16 protein-coding genes are annotated in these 18691 nt (G+C 33.4%); 11 read left to right on the forward strand and 5 right to left on the reverse strand.

Features of this window, described 5'->3' with window-relative positions:
• From trpD to BC961_RS09060, 7 genes are all read left to right on the forward strand, one after another.
• Positions 1–993 carry an anthranilate phosphoribosyltransferase gene (gene trpD, locus BC961_RS09030; protein WP_121925516.1) on the forward strand — a complete coding sequence of 331 codons (993 nt, stop codon included), beginning with the start codon at positions 1–3 and terminating at the stop codon, positions 991–993.
• A gap of 151 nt (positions 994–1144) precedes the next feature.
• On the forward strand, positions 1145–1924 hold the full coding sequence (trpC, locus tag BC961_RS09035) for an indole-3-glycerol phosphate synthase TrpC (protein ID WP_121925517.1): 780 nt from the start codon (positions 1145–1147) through the stop codon (positions 1922–1924).
• Between the two features lie 155 nt (positions 1925–2079).
• On the forward strand, positions 2080–2691 hold the full coding sequence (locus BC961_RS09040; protein ID WP_121925518.1) for a phosphoribosylanthranilate isomerase: 612 nt from the start codon (positions 2080–2082) through the stop codon (positions 2689–2691).
• Between the two features lie 12 nt (positions 2692–2703).
• Complete coding sequence (gene trpB / locus BC961_RS09045) at positions 2704–3885, forward strand: tryptophan synthase subunit beta (protein WP_121925519.1); 1182 nt, start codon at positions 2704–2706, stop codon at positions 3883–3885.
• A 233-nt stretch (positions 3886–4118) separates the two neighbouring features.
• Positions 4119–4880 carry a tryptophan synthase subunit alpha gene (gene trpA / locus BC961_RS09050; RefSeq protein ID WP_121925520.1) on the forward strand — a complete coding sequence of 254 codons (762 nt, stop codon included), beginning with the start codon at positions 4119–4121 and terminating at the stop codon, positions 4878–4880.
• A 276-nt stretch (positions 4881–5156) separates the two neighbouring features.
• On the forward strand, positions 5157–5909 hold the full coding sequence (locus BC961_RS09055; protein WP_121925521.1) for a DUF2971 domain-containing protein: 753 nt from the start codon (positions 5157–5159) through the stop codon (positions 5907–5909).
• A 573-nt stretch (positions 5910–6482) separates the two neighbouring features.
• Positions 6483–7022: a DUF3575 domain-containing protein gene (locus BC961_RS09060; protein WP_121925522.1), complete on the forward strand. Its 540-nt coding sequence runs from the start codon at positions 6483–6485 to the stop codon at positions 7020–7022.
• Between the two features lie 448 nt (positions 7023–7470).
• Here the strand turns inward: BC961_RS09060 and BC961_RS09065 are convergent, their stop codons facing one another.
• Positions 7471–8529 carry an alpha/beta fold hydrolase gene (locus BC961_RS09065; protein ID WP_211331312.1) on the reverse strand — a complete coding sequence of 353 codons (1059 nt, stop codon included), beginning with the start codon at positions 8527–8529 and terminating at the stop codon, positions 7471–7473.
• Between the two features lie 590 nt (positions 8530–9119).
• Between BC961_RS09065 and BC961_RS09070 the strand changes: the two genes are divergently transcribed.
• The 4 genes from BC961_RS09070 (at position 9120) to BC961_RS09085 (ending at position 12650) form a co-directional block, all read left to right on the forward strand.
• On the forward strand, positions 9120–10115 hold the full coding sequence (locus BC961_RS09070; RefSeq protein ID WP_121925523.1) for a type I phosphomannose isomerase catalytic subunit: 996 nt from the start codon (positions 9120–9122) through the stop codon (positions 10113–10115).
• 41 nt (positions 10116–10156) lie between these two features.
• Positions 10157–10909, forward strand: coding sequence for an HAD-IIB family hydrolase (locus BC961_RS09075; protein ID WP_121925524.1), 753 nt, complete (start codon positions 10157–10159; stop codon positions 10907–10909).
• Positions 10910–10923: 14 nt separating this feature from the next.
• On the forward strand, positions 10924–12015 hold the full coding sequence (locus BC961_RS09080; RefSeq protein ID WP_121925525.1) for a glycoside hydrolase family 130 protein: 1092 nt from the start codon (positions 10924–10926) through the stop codon (positions 12013–12015).
• 119 nt (positions 12016–12134) lie between these two features.
• Positions 12135–12650, forward strand: a complete 516-nt coding sequence (locus tag BC961_RS09085) for a c-type cytochrome (RefSeq protein ID WP_121925526.1) — start codon at positions 12135–12137, stop codon at positions 12648–12650.
• A gap of 151 nt (positions 12651–12801) precedes the next feature.
• Here the strand turns inward: BC961_RS09085 and pgi are convergent, their stop codons facing one another.
• The 4 genes from pgi to gndA all read right to left on the reverse strand — a co-directional run bounded on the left by pgi (position 12802) and on the right by gndA (position 18242).
• A complete protein-coding gene (pgi, locus tag BC961_RS09090) occupies positions 12802–14451 on the reverse strand; it encodes a glucose-6-phosphate isomerase (protein ID WP_121925527.1) in 1650 nt (549 codons plus the stop codon).
• A gap of 62 nt (positions 14452–14513) precedes the next feature.
• The gene (pgl, locus tag BC961_RS09095; protein WP_121925701.1) at positions 14514–15242 is read right to left on the reverse strand and encodes a 6-phosphogluconolactonase; all 729 of its coding nucleotides are present in this window, start codon (positions 15240–15242) and stop codon (positions 14514–14516) included.
• Positions 15243–15246: 4 nt separating this feature from the next.
• Positions 15247–16767, reverse strand: coding sequence for a glucose-6-phosphate dehydrogenase (gene zwf / locus BC961_RS09100; RefSeq protein WP_121925528.1), 1521 nt, complete (start codon positions 16765–16767; stop codon positions 15247–15249).
• Positions 16768–16793: 26 nt separating this feature from the next.
• The gene (gndA, locus tag BC961_RS09105; protein ID WP_121925529.1) at positions 16794–18242 is read right to left on the reverse strand and encodes an NADP-dependent phosphogluconate dehydrogenase; all 1449 of its coding nucleotides are present in this window, start codon (positions 18240–18242) and stop codon (positions 16794–16796) included.
• Positions 18243–18691: the final 449 nt, after the last annotated feature.

The raw sequence follows: 18691 nt of genomic DNA on the forward strand, positions 1-18691 counted from the left end.
ATGAAAAATATATTAAATAGATTAATTAATCACGAGACACTTTCAAAGGAAGAAGCTAAGAATGTATTAGTTAATATTTCCAACGGAAGTTACAATACCAGCCAGATTGCTTCATTCTTGACTGTTTATATGATGAGAAGCGTTAGCATCGACGAACTTTCGGGCTTTCGTGAGGCTTTACTAGATTTGTGTATTCGAATTGATTTATCAGCATACAATACTTTGGATTTATGTGGAACTGGTGGAGACGGAAAAGATACCTTCAACATATCTACTTTAGCGTCTTTTGTTGCTGCAGGAGCTGGAATTAAAGTTGCAAAACATGGTAATTACGGTCTTTCTTCGATTTCAGGATCTAGTAATGTGATGGAAAAACTAGGAATTAAATTTAGTAATGAATCTGATTTTTTAGAGCGTAGTATTGACCAAGCTGGAATTGCAATTTTGCACGCTCCTTTATTCCATCCCGCGATGAAAAACGTGGGTCCGATTAGAAAAGAATTAGCGGTAAAAACCTTTTTCAATATGGTTGGTCCAATGGTAAATCCATCCTTTCCTCAAAACCAATTAGTAGGTGTTTTCAATTTAGAATTGGCAAGAATGTATGCGTATTTGTACCAAAACACAAACACAAATTTTACCATTTTACATTCGCTTGATGGTTATGATGAGGTTTCACTTACTGGACCAACAAAGATGATTACTAGCAATCGAGAAGGTATGCTGAATCCAGAGGATTTTGGTGTTTCACTTTTGACGCAAAGCCAGATAGAAGGTGGAACTACTATTGATGAATCTGCGCAAATGTTTATTGATATTATTTCTGGCAAAGGAACTGAAGCACAAAATAACGTGGTTTGTGCCAATGCCGGAATGGCGATTGCTACGGTGACAAAATGTACTCCTTTAGAAGGATTTCAAATAGCAAAAGAGAGTTTATTGTCTGGAAAAGGACTTTTATCTTTGAAGAAATTACAAGAATTGAGTAGATAAATATAAATTAAGAATCTAAGTGCTTGCAGTATAAAAATTTGAACACAGATTACACAGATTACACAGATTAAAACAGAATAAAAAAATTGGTGCCTTTACCCATTAGTGGCAAAAGAAAGATTAAAAGAATTCCTTAGCAGTAAAAACAAATATGAATATACTTGACAAAATAATTATCGACAAAAAAAGGGAAGTCATTCTCAAGAAATCAATCATTCCAATTACTCAATTGGAAGCATCTATTTTCTTCGAAAAAAAGACTATTTCTTTGAGTAAAAGTTTAAAAAATAGCACATCAGGAATTATTGCGGAGCACAAACGTCGCTCTCCTTCTAAGGCAGAAATCAATTATAGTTTTACGGTCGAAGAAGTGGTCAAAGGATATGAAGAAGCTGGTGCTTGCGGAATTTCAGTTTTAACAGATGGAAAATATTTTGGAGGTTCTCTAGACGATTTACTTTTGGCAAGAGCCACAGTAAATGTTCCGTTATTGCGTAAAGAATTCATTGTTGATGAATACCAAATACTGGAAGCAAAAGCACATGGCGCTGATTTAATTTTACTAATTGCTGCAGTTTTAACTCGTGAAGAAATAAAATCGCTATCTGAATTTGCTAAAAGTCTAAATCTTGAAGTTTTATTAGAAGTGCACAATCAAGAGGAATTAGAAAAATCGATAATGCCTACACTTGATATGATTGGCGTAAATAACAGGAACCTAAAAACATTTGAAGTTAGTCTAGATTTCAGCAAACAATTAGCGGCACAAATTCCAGATGATTTCGTAAAAGTATCAGAGAGTGGCATCTCGTCAATTGAAGCAATAACCGAATTAAAGCCATATGGATACAAAGGTTTCTTAATTGGAGAAAATTTTATGAAAACGGATAATGCTGGAAAAGCAGCCAAAGAGTTTATTAGTAAAATTTAATCCCCCTAACCTACGAAGGGGGAACTAGCAACAGATAAATAAATTTTGGTATGCAATCATTTTCAAAAAATAATAACAATAAAAATTGCGGTACAAATCCGCCGCAACAACTCCCCCTTCGGGGGACGGGGGGATTTGGGATCAAAATCTGCGGCATGAAATATCCTGAAAATATACTTGAAGTAGCATCGCTTCTACCCGATTACATGGGATTTATATTTTGGGAAAAATCAAGTCGGTATTTTGATGGTATCATTCCAGTTTTGCCCAAATCTATTAAGAAAACTGGAGTTTTTGTAAATGAAACTATAGACGAAATTTTGGCGAAAGTCGCAAAACACAATTTGCAAGCCATTCAATTGCACGGATCAGAGTCTGTTGAATTTTGTTCTGATTTACAAAATAAAATACATAATAAAATCGAAATTATAAAAGTGTTTTCAGTTGAAGATAGCTTTGATTTTGAACTTTTAAAACCTTTCGAAACCGTTTGCGATTATTTCCTTTTTGACACTAAAGGAAAACTACCGGGAGGAAACGGAACAACGTTCGACTGGAAAGTATTGGAAAAATATCCCTCTACTAAACCATTTTTTTTAAGTGGCGGAATAGGAATTGACGAATTAGAAAGCGTACAAGAAATATTGAAAACAAAATTACCTATTCACGCCATTGACGTCAATAGCAAATTTGAACTAGAACCCGGATTAAAGAATGTAGAATTATGTAAAGATGCGATCATTCGTATCTCAAATATAGAACAATAAAAAGAAAAAATCATGTCATACCACGTAAACGAAAAAGGCTATTACGGAGAATTTGGAGGCGCCTTCATTCCTGAAATGTTATACCCAAATGTCGAAGAACTACGCCAAAACTATTTAAAAATAACAGCAGAACCTGAATTCCAAGCTGAATTTGATGCTTTGCTAAAAGAATATGTTGGACGACCAACTCCACTTTATTTTGCAAAGCGCTTATCAGAAGAATATAACACTAAAATCTATCTAAAAAGAGAAGATTTATGTCATACGGGAGCGCACAAAGTCAATAATACAATTGGCCAAATCCTGCTAGCAAAACGATTAGGTAAAACCAGAATCATTGCTGAAACTGGTGCAGGACAGCACGGTGTTGCAACCGCTACTGTTTGCGCACTTATGGGATTAGAATGCATCGTATACATGGGTGAAGTCGATATTAAGCGTCAAGCGCCAAACGTAGCACGTATGAAAATGTTGGGCGCCGAGGTTCGTCCCGCAATGTCAGGATCTAAAACTTTAAAAGATGCTACTAATGAAGCCATTCGCGATTGGATTAATAATCCCGTTGACACCTATTACATCATTGGCTCCGTTGTGGGACCGCATCCGTATCCAGACATGGTAGCGCGTTTTCAAAGTGTAATTTCTAAAGAAATCAAAGGACAATTATTAGAGAAAGAAGGCCGCGAAAATCCGGATTATCTGGTTGCTTGCGTTGGTGGTGGTAGTAATGCTGCCGGAACCTATTACCACTTTCTTGATAATGAAGACGTGAATATAATTGCTGTCGAAGCTGCCGGTTTAGGCGTTCACTCTGGCGAAAGTGCTGCTACATCAGCTTTAGGAAAAGTAGGAGTTATTCACGGTAGTAAAACATTGTTGATGCAAACTACTGATGGACAAATCACAGAACCCTACTCTATTTCTGCAGGATTAGATTATCCAGGAGTTGGCCCTATGCATGCGCATTTGTTCGCTACAGGAAGAGCCCAATTTGTTTCTATTACTGATGATCAAGCCATGCAATGGGGAATTAAATTGTCTAAAATGGAAGGATTAATTCCCGCTATAGAAAGCGCGCATGCCTTTGCTATTCTTGACGAAATGAAATTTAAACCTGAAGACATAGTTGTGATCAATCTTTCCGGCCGTGGCGATAAAGATTTGAATACCTATATCGATTATTTTAAATTATAAAAGATTTTTTTGGGCGTTTCCCCGCTTTTACTAGCGTTACAGCGGCGGGCGGGCTTTCCGTTGCAATCTTTTCCTTTTAAAAAAAAAAGGAAAAGGATTTACACTGCAATCCCTTACGCAAACCCCATAAAACAACTTAAATAGTTTTCAAAAACTTGATTATTTTAAACAAATAAATTCTCTTTAAAACCTACTAATGCAAAAATTGGTAAAAGAGTAGAAAAAAATATAAAATGAACAGAATAAATAAAAAATTACAAGAAGCTAAAAAGATATTTTCCATCTATTTCTCTGCTGGATATCCTAATTTAAATGATACTGTCCAAATCATTCAAGATTTAGAAAAAAATGGTGTCGATATGATCGAAATTGGTTTGCCTTTCAGTGATCCATTAGCAGATGGACCAACTATTCAAGCAAGTTCAACACAAGCATTGCACAACGGAATGACCACTCAGGTTTTATTTGACCAACTAAAAGACGTTCGAAAAACAGTTACTATTCCTTTAGTGATTATGGGATATTTCAATCCGATGTTACAATACGGAATCGAAAATTTTTGCCAGAAATGTGCAGAAGTTGGTATCGATGGATTAATCATTCCTGATCTTCCTGTAGACGTGTATGCTGATGAATACAAAGCAACTTTTGAAAAGTACGGATTAAAAAATATATTTCTAATCACACCACAAACTTCTGTAGAGCGCATTAACTTTATTGACAGCGTTTCTGATGGATTTATTTATATGGTAAGTTCAGCAAGTGTAACAGGATCACAAACAGGTTTTGGTGCGGAACAAGCTGATTATTTCAAACGCATAGCTGACATGAACTTGAACAACCCACAAGTAATTGGATTTGGAATAAGTGATAAAGAAACCTTTAACCAAGCCACACACTATGCTAAAGGCGCCATTATAGGAAGTGCTTTTATCAAACATCTAACCCAAAATGGAACTGGAAAAATCAAAGAATTTGTAGAAGAGATAATTTAAATTTTATTTTTTGATAACCAAAAACGGCATTTAAAAATTGTTTTAAATGCCGCTTTTTTTTGTACGCGTGATAACATTTTTCTGATTCTATGATTTCAAAAATCTAAATATGTAGGAAATTATTTTATATATTTGAAATAAAATAATGTGTGAGCTCGTCATATTTATCTACCCAGATTTGGGTGTATATGTATGATAAGGTCATATATATATATATATAAGTTAGCGGTAATGTTGCCAAAAAACAGAAATTACATTGCATTAAAATTCAATTAAATGATACTTAAACATTCTTCATTTTTAAATCCGCAAAATCAAAATCAAAAAATTTGGAGATATGTTGACTTTACTAAATTTATTGATTTGTTGAATTCAGAATCTTTATACTTTACAAGAGTTGATAAATTTGAAGATATTTTTGAAGGTTCTGTGCCACTAAAAACATACTATTCGAGAAAAGTTGCATTTAGACAAGAAATTATAGATGGTGAAGTAGTTGATAATTATCAAGATGTCCAAAAATACAGTGAATTTCTAAAAAAAGGCAGACAAGATTTTGGTGTGAATTGTTGGCATATGAACGACAATGAATCTGCAGCAATGTGGAAATTATATTTGAAATCTAATGAAGGAATAGCAATTCAATCTAATTTTAAAAAATTAAATAAAGTACTAAAAAAATCTAAATTTGACTTCTTTATTGGGACTGTAAATTATATTGATTATGAAAATGATGATATAATTTTTGAAAATACATTTTCACCCTTCGTTCATAAAAGAAAAAGTTTTTCCCACGAAAATGAACTTAGAGCATTAATACCAGTAGAAGCTCCTTCTAATATTAAAGAAATAGACTTGCAAAATGGCGGTTGTAAAATTAAAATAAACCTAAATGACCTCGTTGAAAATATTTTTGTTTCCCCAGATTCACCAAAATGGTTTTCAGATTTAGTTTCTGAAACTTGCGTTAAATTTGGATTTAATTTTAATGTTGTCAATTCGGCTTTAAACAATAAACCAATTTATTAAATAGAAACACTGCCGCTAACAGCCGTTTGCCAAGATTGGGGATTTAGTGGAATTAGCGTCTTTTTACTGCATTTACGTTAAGCCGAAAATACTCGGCTTTGAAAGTCGCCAACCTCGCCAAGCGCCAAGACTTTACAAGCAATCCTACCAAAAATCGTCGAAAATTGAAACAACAGAAAATCAATATATCATGTGAAAGTAAAGAATTTGCAGAAGAGATAATTTAAATTTTATTTTTTTGATAATCAAAAATGTCATTTAAAAATTGTTTTAAATGACGTTTTTTGTTTAAACGCCTGACAACATTCTTGTTATGGTATAATTGCGTGAATATAAATTTGAAATAAAATATATAGCAACATTCTATAATTATCTACCTAGATTTTGGTGTATATGTATTCTAAAGTGATACATATAAGTTAGCGGTCAGCAGAGTTGGAACGGGGAAAAAGCATTGATTACAAAATCATTTAATTACAAAAATTGCATGAATTTTAACTTGAATCATAAATTTATTAACATTCTTTTTAAATAAATTATAATAGATTTGCTTAAAAAAATCAAACTTATCTCATGAAAAAAAAGTACTTAATTATTGCGATTTTATTTTCGTTTTTCTTTACTAATGCACAAACTAGTGACTTAGAAACCGAAAAAAAAGATGAGATAAAATTAAATATAATATCACCTTTGTCTGGAACTTTTGAAGCCACATATGAAAGAATCTTAAATAATAAATCGTCAGTAGGTATAACCACTTTATATGTATTTAATAACAAAAATTCAAATGAAGATACAAATTACATGATTTCACAAAATTACAGAAGATACTTTGGTAAAAAATATGCTGCAGGTTTTTTTTTAGAAGGTTTTGGAATGTTAAGTTCAATTGATGGAAAAAGAATATATGATACAAGCGATAATTTAACATATACTAAAGGTTCTGACGTAATTGATTATTCTATTGGTTTAGGTTTAGGCAGTAAATGGGTTACCAAACGCGGATTAATTATTGAAGTTAATGCTGGTTTGGGAAAACTTTTATTTAATGCAGATAAAACTGACCACGACCAAGTTGCAAGATTTGGTATTCAATTAGGATATAGATTTTAAAAAATAATTAAATTTGAAATGGACAATTTAAAGATTTTAGAATGGATATATGGTTTAAATAAACTGCCGAACCGCTAACAGCTAAGCGTTCGCTGGGCTTGAAAAGCCAGCATTGAACCCGCGTTTGAATCCTCCACGGCGGACAAGCTGGAACCACTTACATGCCGTTAACACTATGAAGTTATCATATAATGAGTAGAGCGATTACAAGAGGCTAAAATTCCTCTTTCTTATTGTCCTTCAATAACAATGGTTATAATCATGTTTTACTTCTCTTTAAATTTCGACGTTAACCATAAGATCAAAACAGCGCAAATTTTCATTACATTCTAATGATTATTTCTTTGAAAACTAATCATCATTAAATCAAATGTCATTCAAAAAGCAAAACCCAACTAATTAAATTTTAAATAGTTGGGTTTTATTATAAATTGAGATTCAAAGTAGCTTAATCAACTCTATTATCTTTTACCTTATTTAAGAACTCATGCAAATACTTATTAAATTCTTCTGGTTGTTCCAAGTTGGAAACGTGTCCTGCACTTTGAATAACTTGTAGAACAGAACCTTTAATATTTTCATGCATAAATTGAGACTGCGCAACAAGTGTCAATTCATCTTGTGCACCACAAATAATTAGTGTTGGAATCGTTATAGTTCTTAAAGAGGAACAACTGTCAGGTCTTTCCGCTAAAGCAGTTAAACCAGCAGTAATAATTCTAGTTGAATTAGCAAAGACTACTTCGCGTAAGCGGTCGACTAATTCAGTTTTATTTTGTAATGAATCAGGGTGAAAAACGCTTTTTATAAACTTCTCATTAAACTCAGTTGCTCCATTCTGCTTGATCTCTTGAACTGTTTTCATACGTTTTTCTTTCGCTTCAGCGCTATCAGATATACATTGCGTATCGGCTAAAATTAAAGCTTCAAAACGCTCGGGAAATCTTTTTACAGCATTCAAAGCAATATATCCTCCCATTGACAATCCGCAAACAATTGCTTTTTCAATATTCCTTCTATCCATAAATGCCACTAAGTCATCCGTGAATAAATCAATACTTAAGTCTGTTTCTTCATCTGTTGATTTTCCAAATCCTCGAATATCAATTGCTATCGTACAGAAAGAATCTTTCAAACTGTCTATTTGCTCTTTCCACATTGATTTATCAAACGGAAATCCGTGTAGGAAAAGGATTGGAACAGCTCCTTCACCAGCATAATTATAAGATAGTGACATACTATTTACTTCTTCAATCAAATCTGAATTTGCACTAGTCGCACCACTTACCTTAACCGATTCCAACACCTTTTCAGTATGGCTTTCCTCATATTTGTTTACTAAATTCACTAGTGAATCGTAGTATTTACCTAAATTTATTTCTGGATCTTCTTTAGCTGGAATCGTTTCTGTGAGTTCATTCAAGTGCTTCAATAGCTCAGGATAATTTTCTCTAATTTTTTCAGTTATTTTTAAAATCTTTTCGTTCAACGCTTTTTCAGTAGACATACTTTTGTATTTAAAAATTATTAAGTAATTAACTCCTTATGAAATATAAGATCAGTTAATTTTAAAGTTTTGATGCATTTTTCATTTTAGCGGCTTAATTAAACCACGACATTTAAGAAGCATCCTTATTTGTAAAAATAACGATTTCATATATAGTAAGTGTTATATAGTTAATGCATAAGCTTATAAAATACACATATTTAAATTTTTAAAAATTAAAAAAATCATAAGGTATAGTGAGAAAAAAAACTTTTAAAATGTTGCAAAAAGACATTTAGAGGTCTCTAAGTAATTTTATATCAATTATTAAATAGTTTTACTTTGAACTATATCAACGCTTATTATTTGCTAACAATCATTCCATCGTTTTCAAATGAACAAATAAAAATCTTTATACAATTACTATAATTCGTTACATATCAGAGGCCTTATAATTTACGTGCTTATATTTTTTGTAAATTTGAGTTTAAGGAGCATTTTTTTAGACATCCATTTTCAAGTGACGAAATTCTACAGTTACAAAAATGATAGCCTGAAAATCTATATCTATTTTAAAAAATGCTGCTACTAGACCTCTTAAAAACAGCAAAATGAAAATTCCAATTTATCCTTTAAAATTTGATCCCATATATCAGTACCGACTTTGGGGAGGTCGAAAATTAGAAAATTTATTATCAAAACCCTTACCTGCCGCTGAACCCATAGGTGAAGCTTGGATATTGAGCGACCGTAAAGATCATTCAAGCCAAGTGCTAGAAGGTAATTTAAAAGATAGTAGCATCACAAACTTAATGGAAGAGTATCGCTATGAAATAATGGGCAAGAATGGATTAGATTATGATCGTTTTCCATTATTACTAAAATATCTAGATTGTAAAGAAGTATTGTCTGTACAAGTACATCCTTCTGATAACCAAAAGGAATTATTACCAGAAGGCGATACAGGTAAAACAGAAGCTTGGATTGTACTTGAAACTATTGATGATAGTATTATTTATGCGGGATTAAAAGAAGATACCACTAAAGAAAATTTACTAGAATCTATTAAAGACAAAACAGTTTCAGAGCGACTGCACAGTTTTACCCCTAAAAAAGAAGATGCAATCTTCATACATTCAGGAACTGTTCATACCCTTGGTGGAACTGTAGTTTTTGAAGTTCAAGAAAACAGCGATACAACTTTCCGATTGTACGATTGGGATCGTGTTGATGCGAAAACTGGGAAGCCACGAGAGCTTCAGGTAGAAAATGCGATGAAAAGCATAGATTTTAAACAAGGTGAAGTTGGACCAGTAATTCCATTGGTAGATTCAGCTATTAAAAATGCTGAAATACTTTTTGACAATGATCATTTTAAACTTTGGAGAATAAAAAATAGAGAGGCTTTTACCGTTGGCTTTAAAGATGAGCCAGCCGTACTGGTTTGTATTGACGGGAAAGGAAGTCTGAATTATAACGATCAGGAATATCATATTGCTAAAGGAGAAGTTATGTTGATTCCAGCGATTATCGGTCAACTGGAACTTCATCCTGAAGCTGAAATTACATTGTTCCAAATTGCGATCCCCGATAAAAAGTTTATTTAAAAGGCACTATTCCACTGCTCACCAATTAGAAAGATTTTATAATGAAAAAATTAATAATATTTGACTTAGACGGTACACTCGCAAAAAGTAAATCTGCAATTGATAAAGAAATGGCAATCCTTTTTCAAGAACTGCTTGAAATATCTCAAGTAGCTATTATATCCGGGGGAGATTGGCCACAATTTAAAAAACAGGTTTTAGATCAAATACCTATAAAGTCACTACTTTCAAAACTTTCGATACTTCCTACTTGTGGAACTAAATTTTATCAATATGATAAGAAATGGATAAAACTGTACGAAGAGCAATTCTCTGATGATGAGCGAAAAGAAATTCTTTTAAACCTCAACGCTGCAATCAAAAACTCAGGTATTGAGATAAAAAAAACTCGGGGAAACCAAATTGAAGATCGCGGTAGCCAAATCACTTTTTCTGCTTTGGGGCAGGAAGCACCTCTTGAAGAAAAAAAAGAGTGGGATAGCGATTTTGAAAAGCGCAAGAAAATAGTGCTGCCTCTTCAAAAATTATTAAAAGATTTTTCAATAGGAATGGGAGGAACAACTTCGATAGATATTACTAAACCAGGAATTGATAAAGCGTATGGAATTGCAAAACTTAAAGAAATTTTAAAAATAGATATTAATGAGATGCTATTTATTGGTGATGCATTATTTGAAGAAGGAAATGATTATCCCGCGAGAATAACTGGTGTCAAATGCATCCAAGTAAGAGATCCAGAAGAAACAAAAAGAATAATAGAAACAATTATTGCTTGTTCAACTATAACTATATAAAAACTCAAAATACAATGATCCCATTTAAACTTAACCGCATTTGTACCATCATGGAACCCGAAGAAGGAAATGAATATGAAGTAGAAGGTGTTTTAAATCCGGCTGTAACTCGTGGTCCAGACGGTGAATTATATATTTTTCCAAGATTAGTTGCGAAGGATAATTACTCTAGGATAGGAATAGCTAAAGTAAAATTTAATGCTGATGGCGATCCATTTAAAGTTGAACGTTTAGGAATTGCATTAGAACCGGAGATGGATTATGAGAAACGTCCTGATGGCGGTGGCGGATGTGAAGACCCAAGAATAACGTATGTAAAATCTGTTGAGAATTACATAATGACGTACACTGCTTATGGACCACAAGGACCCCGAATTGCAATGGCTAAGTCAAAAGATCTTTTGAGTTGGGAACGATTAGGGTTGGTTTGCTTTAGTTTATATAAGCCTCTCGATTTTAATAATGTAGATGATAAAGATGCTAGTTTTTTCCCGACGCATCTTCCCAGCCCACACAATCACACCTCCATTGCGATGCTACACCGTCCGCTTTTCCCAGAAACTATTCCTGAAAAAACTGTTAAACTTGACGATAATCGACCAATCGATCAGCACAGAGAAAGCATCTGGATTTCCTATTTTAATTTGAAAGAAGGCCAAGAAACTTGTTTAGAACATGCCCAATTTACTTCTCATTATTGTTTAGCGCAACCCATGTATCCCTGGGAAAATTTAAAAATTGGCGCTGGTGCACCTCCTCTTTTAACGAAACACGGTTGGTTAATGATTTATCACGGTGTTAGAAAACATAGTGGATGTACTGACGAACGGCCTCGATATACTTATTCTGCTGGCGTTATGGTTTTAGCTGAGAACTCACCTCAGGAAATAATTTACCGTTCGCCAGAGCCGATTTTAGTACCAGAATTAGATGATGAAACAATTGGAATAGTGGGTAACGTAGTTTTCCCAACAGGAACTGATAGAAGGGACGATATTGGTCAGCCAGAGCGTATCGACGTTTACTACGGAATGGCAGATAATCGTATAGGCGTAGCAAAAATGACAATACCTGAAGAACTTCCCAAATACTGGAAGAGCTTATAAATAAAACAATATAATGGAATTAAATTCATTATTTGTAATTTTTAAAGTACTAACTAGTAGTTCTTCAAACAATTATTTTTTGTATATTCGGGATAATAACAACTCTAAATCAATGGATTATGAAAAGGAAATTACTAACTGTATTAATGAGTGTTGGATTTCTAGTTTTAATTACCACACTTTATGCGTTTAAATTAAAAACGAATGAGGAAGAAAGTTATCAGCCGCAAACTAAGTGGAAAAACCTCAAAGTACTTCCGCAAAACATTTCAAAAGACAGTTTAGATTATTTAATGGATGGATACACTAGCGCATTAAGTGTTAAATGCAATTATTGTCACGCACCACAAAAAGACAATCCAACAAAATTAGATTTTGCAAGCGATGATAAAATTGAAAAAGAGATTGCTCGTGGAATGATCAAAATGACTAATGACTTGAACAAAATTTATTTTCAGCCACATTTCCCAGATCCAAAACCGGCACAAGTGCAGGTTGTTAATTGCGTGATGTGTCATCGAGGAGCTCCAAATCCCGAAAAATATTTAGCAAAAATGAGTACGATGTATAAAACGTATGATCCTGAAAGAGATAATAGAAAAGAGAAAATCTTAAAAGAAATGGGAAAACAGTAATAAAATATTGAAGATTTTAATGTTTTCATTTGAGGCACACAATATAAATAAAAAGGATTTTAGATAACTACTATTGTAGTTGTCTAAAATCCTTTTTTTACTAAAAGTAATCAAATTTAATCGAATTTTAAAAATTGGTATATTCGATAGACTATCTCCAGTTTTTATAAGCATTAATTAATCCGTTTGTAGAGGCATCGTGCGACTTTATTACATCATTGTTTTTAAGTTCCGGAAGCACAGTTGAAGCCAATTGTTTACCTAACTCAACACCCCATTGATCAAAACTTAGTATATTCCAGATTATTCCCTGAACAAATATTTTATGTTCATAAAGTGCTATGAGTTGGCCTAAAGAGAATGGTGTAATTTCTTTAATTAAAAATGAATTAGTTGGTTTATTTCCTGCAAAAACTTTAAAAGGAATTAGTTCGTCAATTTCAGCTTTACTCATCTTCGAATTTTTTAATTCATTGGCAACTTGCTCAGCTGTTTTACCATTCATAAGCGCTTCCGTTTGTGCGAAAAAATTAGATAGTAAAATAGGATGATGTTCTCCCACCGGATTATGACTTATTGCAGGAGCTATAAAATCACATGGAATCAAATGTGTTCCCTGATGCACTAATTGATAAAAAGCATGTTGACCATTAGTTCCTGGCTCACCCCAAACAACTGGTCCAGTGCTGTAATTTACTACATTCCCATTACTGTCAACGTGCTTACCGTTACTTTCCATATTTCCTTGTTGGAAATAAGCTGGAAAACGATGCATATATTGATCATAAGGTAAAATAGCTTCTGTTTCAGCGCCGAAAAAATTGGTGTACCAAATCCCTATCAATGCCATGATTACAGGAACATTAGTTTTAAAATCTTCTTCTTGAAAATGATTGTCTGCAGCTTCAGCACCTTTCAATAACTTTTCGAAATTATCATAGCCAATAGTAAGTGCAATGGAAAGTCCAATACTACTCCAAATGCTGTAACGTCCACCTACCCAATCCCAAAAAACAAACATATTTTCAACGTCGATACCAAAATCCTTCACTCCTATTTCGTTTGTCGAAAGTGCTATAAAATGTTTGGCAACAAACTTTTCATCTTGTGCTGATTTTAAAAACCAATCACGCGCTGTATGAGCGTTGGTCATGGTTTCCTGAGTAGTAAATGTTTTAGATGCAATAGCAAAAAGTGTTTCCTCTGGATCTAAGTTTTTTAATATTTCAACAACTTGTGTTCCATCAACATTAGACACAAAATAAGCTTGTATTCCTTCAATCCAATACGGTTTCAGTGCTTCGGTAACCATTACGGGACCTAGATCACTGCCTCCAATTCCAATATTTACAATATTTTTAATTTTTTTACCAGAATATCCTTTCCATTCTCCGTTGTGAACTTTTTTGCAGAAAGATTTCATTTTTTCACGAGCTTCTCTAACGTCTGGCATAATGTCTTTGCCGTCTACAGTAATCGATTCTTGAGAAAAATTTCGAAGAGCAGTATGTAAAACAGCTCTGTTTTCACTTATATTAATTTTTTCTCCAGTAAACATAGCTGCTCTCGCTACTTTAACTTGCGATTCATCTGCTAATTGAAATAATAGTTCTAATGTCTTTTCATTAATAATATTTTTTGAATAATCAAAAAGGATAGTATCAAATTGAATTGACATTTTGTCAAAACGTTGCGGATCGTTTATAAATAAATCTTTCATCTGAATTTGACTCATTTCAGCTTGATGTTTATGTAATTCTTTCCAAGCACTGGTTTCGGTAGGGTTAATCTTTGGTGACATATTCGAATATTTTTTTATTTATTATTTAAAATAGTTTAAAGTGCGACCACTATTTTTTTCTGTTAATTCAATTTAGATGCGGCTTCAGTATCTATATACCACTGCGTTTTATCTTTATCAGTACTTATTAATCGTGCAGGATGTTCATTTATTGAACCTTCTAAATCTTTCAAAACATGGTAAACTGCCTCCGCTTTGTCCTTGCCATAAACTAAAAAAGCAATAGCTCTCGCTTGATTAATAAGTGGAGCAGTCATTGTAATTCGCCACATGCTCACTTCTTCTACATAAACGGACTTAGCACTGGCGGCTGTTTCTTTAAGGACAGTAGTATTAGGAAAAAGTGATGCTGTATGTGCATTATCACCAAGACCTAACAGAACAAAATCGAATTCGACTTTTTTATCTCCAAAATGCGATTTTATGCACTCATTGTAATTCGATGCTGCTGCTTCGGGACTTTTTGAAGTATCAACTTTGAACACATGAGAATCTTTAATTTTTAAAGGTACGAATAAAGCTTTTTGCACCATCATAGAATTTCTCTGTGGATCATTTTCGGGAACGTAACGTTCATCACCAAAGAAGAAAAAAGTTTTGTCCCAATCGATTTTACTCTTAAACTTTTCAGATGCTAGTAATTCATATAATTTTTTTGGAGAATTACCGCCTGCTAAAACAAAGTTGAATTGTCCCCTTTCTGCTATTGCTAATTTTGCTTTAGTACAAATAGCTTCTGCCAAAGCGCTTAACACTTCATTAATGTCATTATAGATATTTATTTCACTCATTATTTTATTTACTTTTTTCTGGAAGGTTAAACCAATGATAGCCATCTCTTGCAATTAGCGCCTCTGCATTTTCTGGTCCCCAAGAGTCAGCTGGATAATTTGGAAAATCGGCTGTTTTACTATTTTCCCAAAAATTAAGGACTGGCATAATTAATTCCCAAGCTTCCTCCACTTGATCTGCACGCATGAAGAGCGTTTGATCTCCAGAAATAATATCTAAAAGCAACGTTTCATAAGCTTCTGGCGTTTCTGATTTAGCGACACCAGAATAATCAAAAATCATATTCATTGAATTAAGATTCATCTCGAGACCTGGACTTTTACTTTGCAACTGAAACTGAATAGCCATATCTGGCTGAATACTAATAACTAATCGGTTCTTTTTAGGAGTATTACCTTCTTCACAATGGAAAATATTATGAGGAACTTCTTTGAACTGAATTGTAATTTGAGAAGCCGATTTAAACAGCCTTTTACCTGTACGCAAATAAAAAGGAACACCTTGCCAGCGCCAGTTATCAACATATAGTTTGAGAGCCGCAAAAGTTTCAGTGTTGGAATGTGGTTCTACATTTTCTTCCTCACGATACCCAATTACTTCCTTGCCTTCGATCCATCCAGAACCATATTGACCTCTAGCAGACATGGAATCAATTTCGCTAGGTACGATTTTACGCATTGCCTTTAAAATATCAACTTTCCGATTGCGAACCTCATCAGCATCAAAGTTTACAGGTGGTTCCATTGCAATAATACAGAGCAATTGTAGAAGATGGTTTTGAATCATATCTCTCAAAATTCCAGCTTGCTCAAAATATTTTCCTCTAGTTCCAATACCTATTTGTTCCGTTACCGAAATCTGAACATGTTCGATATGATTTCTGTTCCATAGTGGCTCCATAATCGAATTAGCAAAACGGAAAGCCATTATATTTTGAACAACCTCTTTACCTAAATAATGGTCAATTCTATAAATCTGATTTTCCTGAAATAATGTTAACAGTTTTGCATTAAGCGCCTTTGCCGATTCAAGGTCGGTGCCAAATGGTTTTTCGATAACGATTCGAGCAGTTTCAGGACTGTTGTCTAATTTCGCAATTAAAATATTGTGAGCAATGGTACAAAAAAAGTGTGGAGCAACAGCGCAATAATATACCACTGATGGAGTCTCCTCTTCCCACTCCTTTTTGAATTTCTCAATGTAATCACCAAAGGGTTTAAAAGTTGAAGCATCAGTAATATCAGCTGCTTGATGAAATATATTAGATGCAAATTCTGACCACTCTTCTTTTTTTGATTTTCCTTTACGAGAGAATTCGTTTACTGAAGCAAGTAATTCGCCTTTATATTTTACATCATTCATTTTAGTGGACGATGTCCCAATGATTGCAAATTTCTCTGGTAACCAACCATCTAAAAATAGATTATAAAGAGCTGGCATTATTTTTCGTTTCGTCAAATCCCCGGTACCACCGAATATGATAAATATGGTTGACTTTGCTTTTTTATTAGCCGATTTTCGCATAATTGATATGTATTGAAACCTTTATTTTAAGAGATTAAATCGCTTTGTTCTGTTTTGTTATTTATTTCCCAGATCGTATGAAAGACACCTTCTTTTCCAATTAACTCATAAGTATGCGCTCCAAAATAATCGCGTTGTGCTTGAATAAGATTTGTTGGCATACTAGCACATCTGAAATTATCGAAATAACTTAAAGATGCAGAAAAAGCAGGTATGGCGATTCCCTGCATAACAGCATCTGAAACGATAGTACGAATTCCAGCTATACATTTTGTTAGGTTATTGTGAATAAAATCATCTAAAAATAAATGTTCTAATTTAGAATCTATTTGATAAGCTGCAAAAATATCTTCGAGAAAAGCAGATCGTATGATACAACCTCCACGCCATATTTTTGCAATTAAATCTAAGTTTAAATCGTATTTAAACTCTTCATTAGCTTTGAACAACAGATGCATTCCTTGAGCATAAGCAGAAACCATAGAGAAATAGAAAGCATTTTCTAGTGCAGTAATGTAGTCCTTTCCTTTATCGTCATATTGCAGATTGTCATCACTTGGATACATTTTTGAAGCTTTAACTCTCAAGTCTTTGTAATGGGAAAGATCTCTCATAGAAACTGAAATATCTATCGTAGGTATGGGACAATTAAGATCCATTGCTGCTTGAGAAGTCCATTTTCCTGTTCCTTTGGCTTTAGCTTGATCGCTAATATAATTCACTAAAGCAACTGACTCTCCTTCATTTTTAAAAGCAAAAATATCACGTGTAATATCTAATAAATAGGATTGCAGTCGGCCTTCGTTCCATATTTTGAATACGTCATGAATTTCTTCATCACTATATTTTAATCCGTTTTTTAAAATTTCATAAGTCTCAGAAATCAATTGCATCAATGCATATTCAATTCCGTTATGAACCATTTTTACAAAATGCCCAGCAGATCGCTCCCCCATATAAGCAACTGTGGCATCTCCATTTACATTTGCAGCAATCTTTTTTAGAATTGGCTCTACTATTTCATACGCTTTTTTATCACCTCCTGGCATCATACTCGGACCTTTACGAGCTCCTTCTTCACCTCCAGAAACACCCATCCCTATGAAATGATATCCTGTTTCCTTCAAAGATATATTTCTACGCTCAGTGTCTGTAAAATGAGAGTTTCCACCATCAATTATAATATCGCCTTTTTCTAGAACTAGTAGTAATTCCTCTATCACATTGTCCACAATCTTTCCCGCAGGTACTAACATCATTACTATTCTTGGACTTTTTAAACTCTTTGCAAAAGTTTTTAAATCTGAAAAACCTTGAATTGTATCTCTCTTTAAATTGTTTAGGCTATCAACTTTATCGGCGCTATTATCATAGCCAGCACAATTGTAACCGTTGTCTGCAATGTTTTGCAATAGATTAGAACCCATTGTACCGAGACCGATCATTCCAAATGCATTTTCGTTATCTAATTTCATATTAGCTTTATGTTTGTGTAAAATTTTCTAGAATCTTTTTAGTTGTTTCAAAATTTTGATTAAGAATCGTATTCATTCCCAGTTTTTTAGCTGCATCTACTAGCATTGCTACGTCATCAAAATAAGGACATTAATTGGGGGCAACTTGAGGAATTTCAATTTGTTAATAATCAAAAATTTGTGCTGCTTTCTGGCGCAACTTATATCCCTCACCATTGATCAGCAATACGCCACCATTATCCATAAAGATCACTTTTATTTTTGTTGCATCAAAATCACTCATAGATTTATTTATTTTTACATTTTTGATCAGCAATACTTTCGCTCAATTTTTCATCATCTTAATTGAATTTTTCAATGCCTTCCGCTTATAGTTTTTCTTTTATAGCATCGCTATTTATGATCTGAATTCTGCTGATACTAACTTTTTAGTTCTTCTAAATGCTTTC

Origin of the sequence: Flavobacterium weaverense (genome assembly GCF_003688495.1) — a bacterium.
Classification (GTDB): Bacteria; Bacteroidota; Bacteroidia; order Flavobacteriales; family Flavobacteriaceae; genus Flavobacterium; species Flavobacterium weaverense.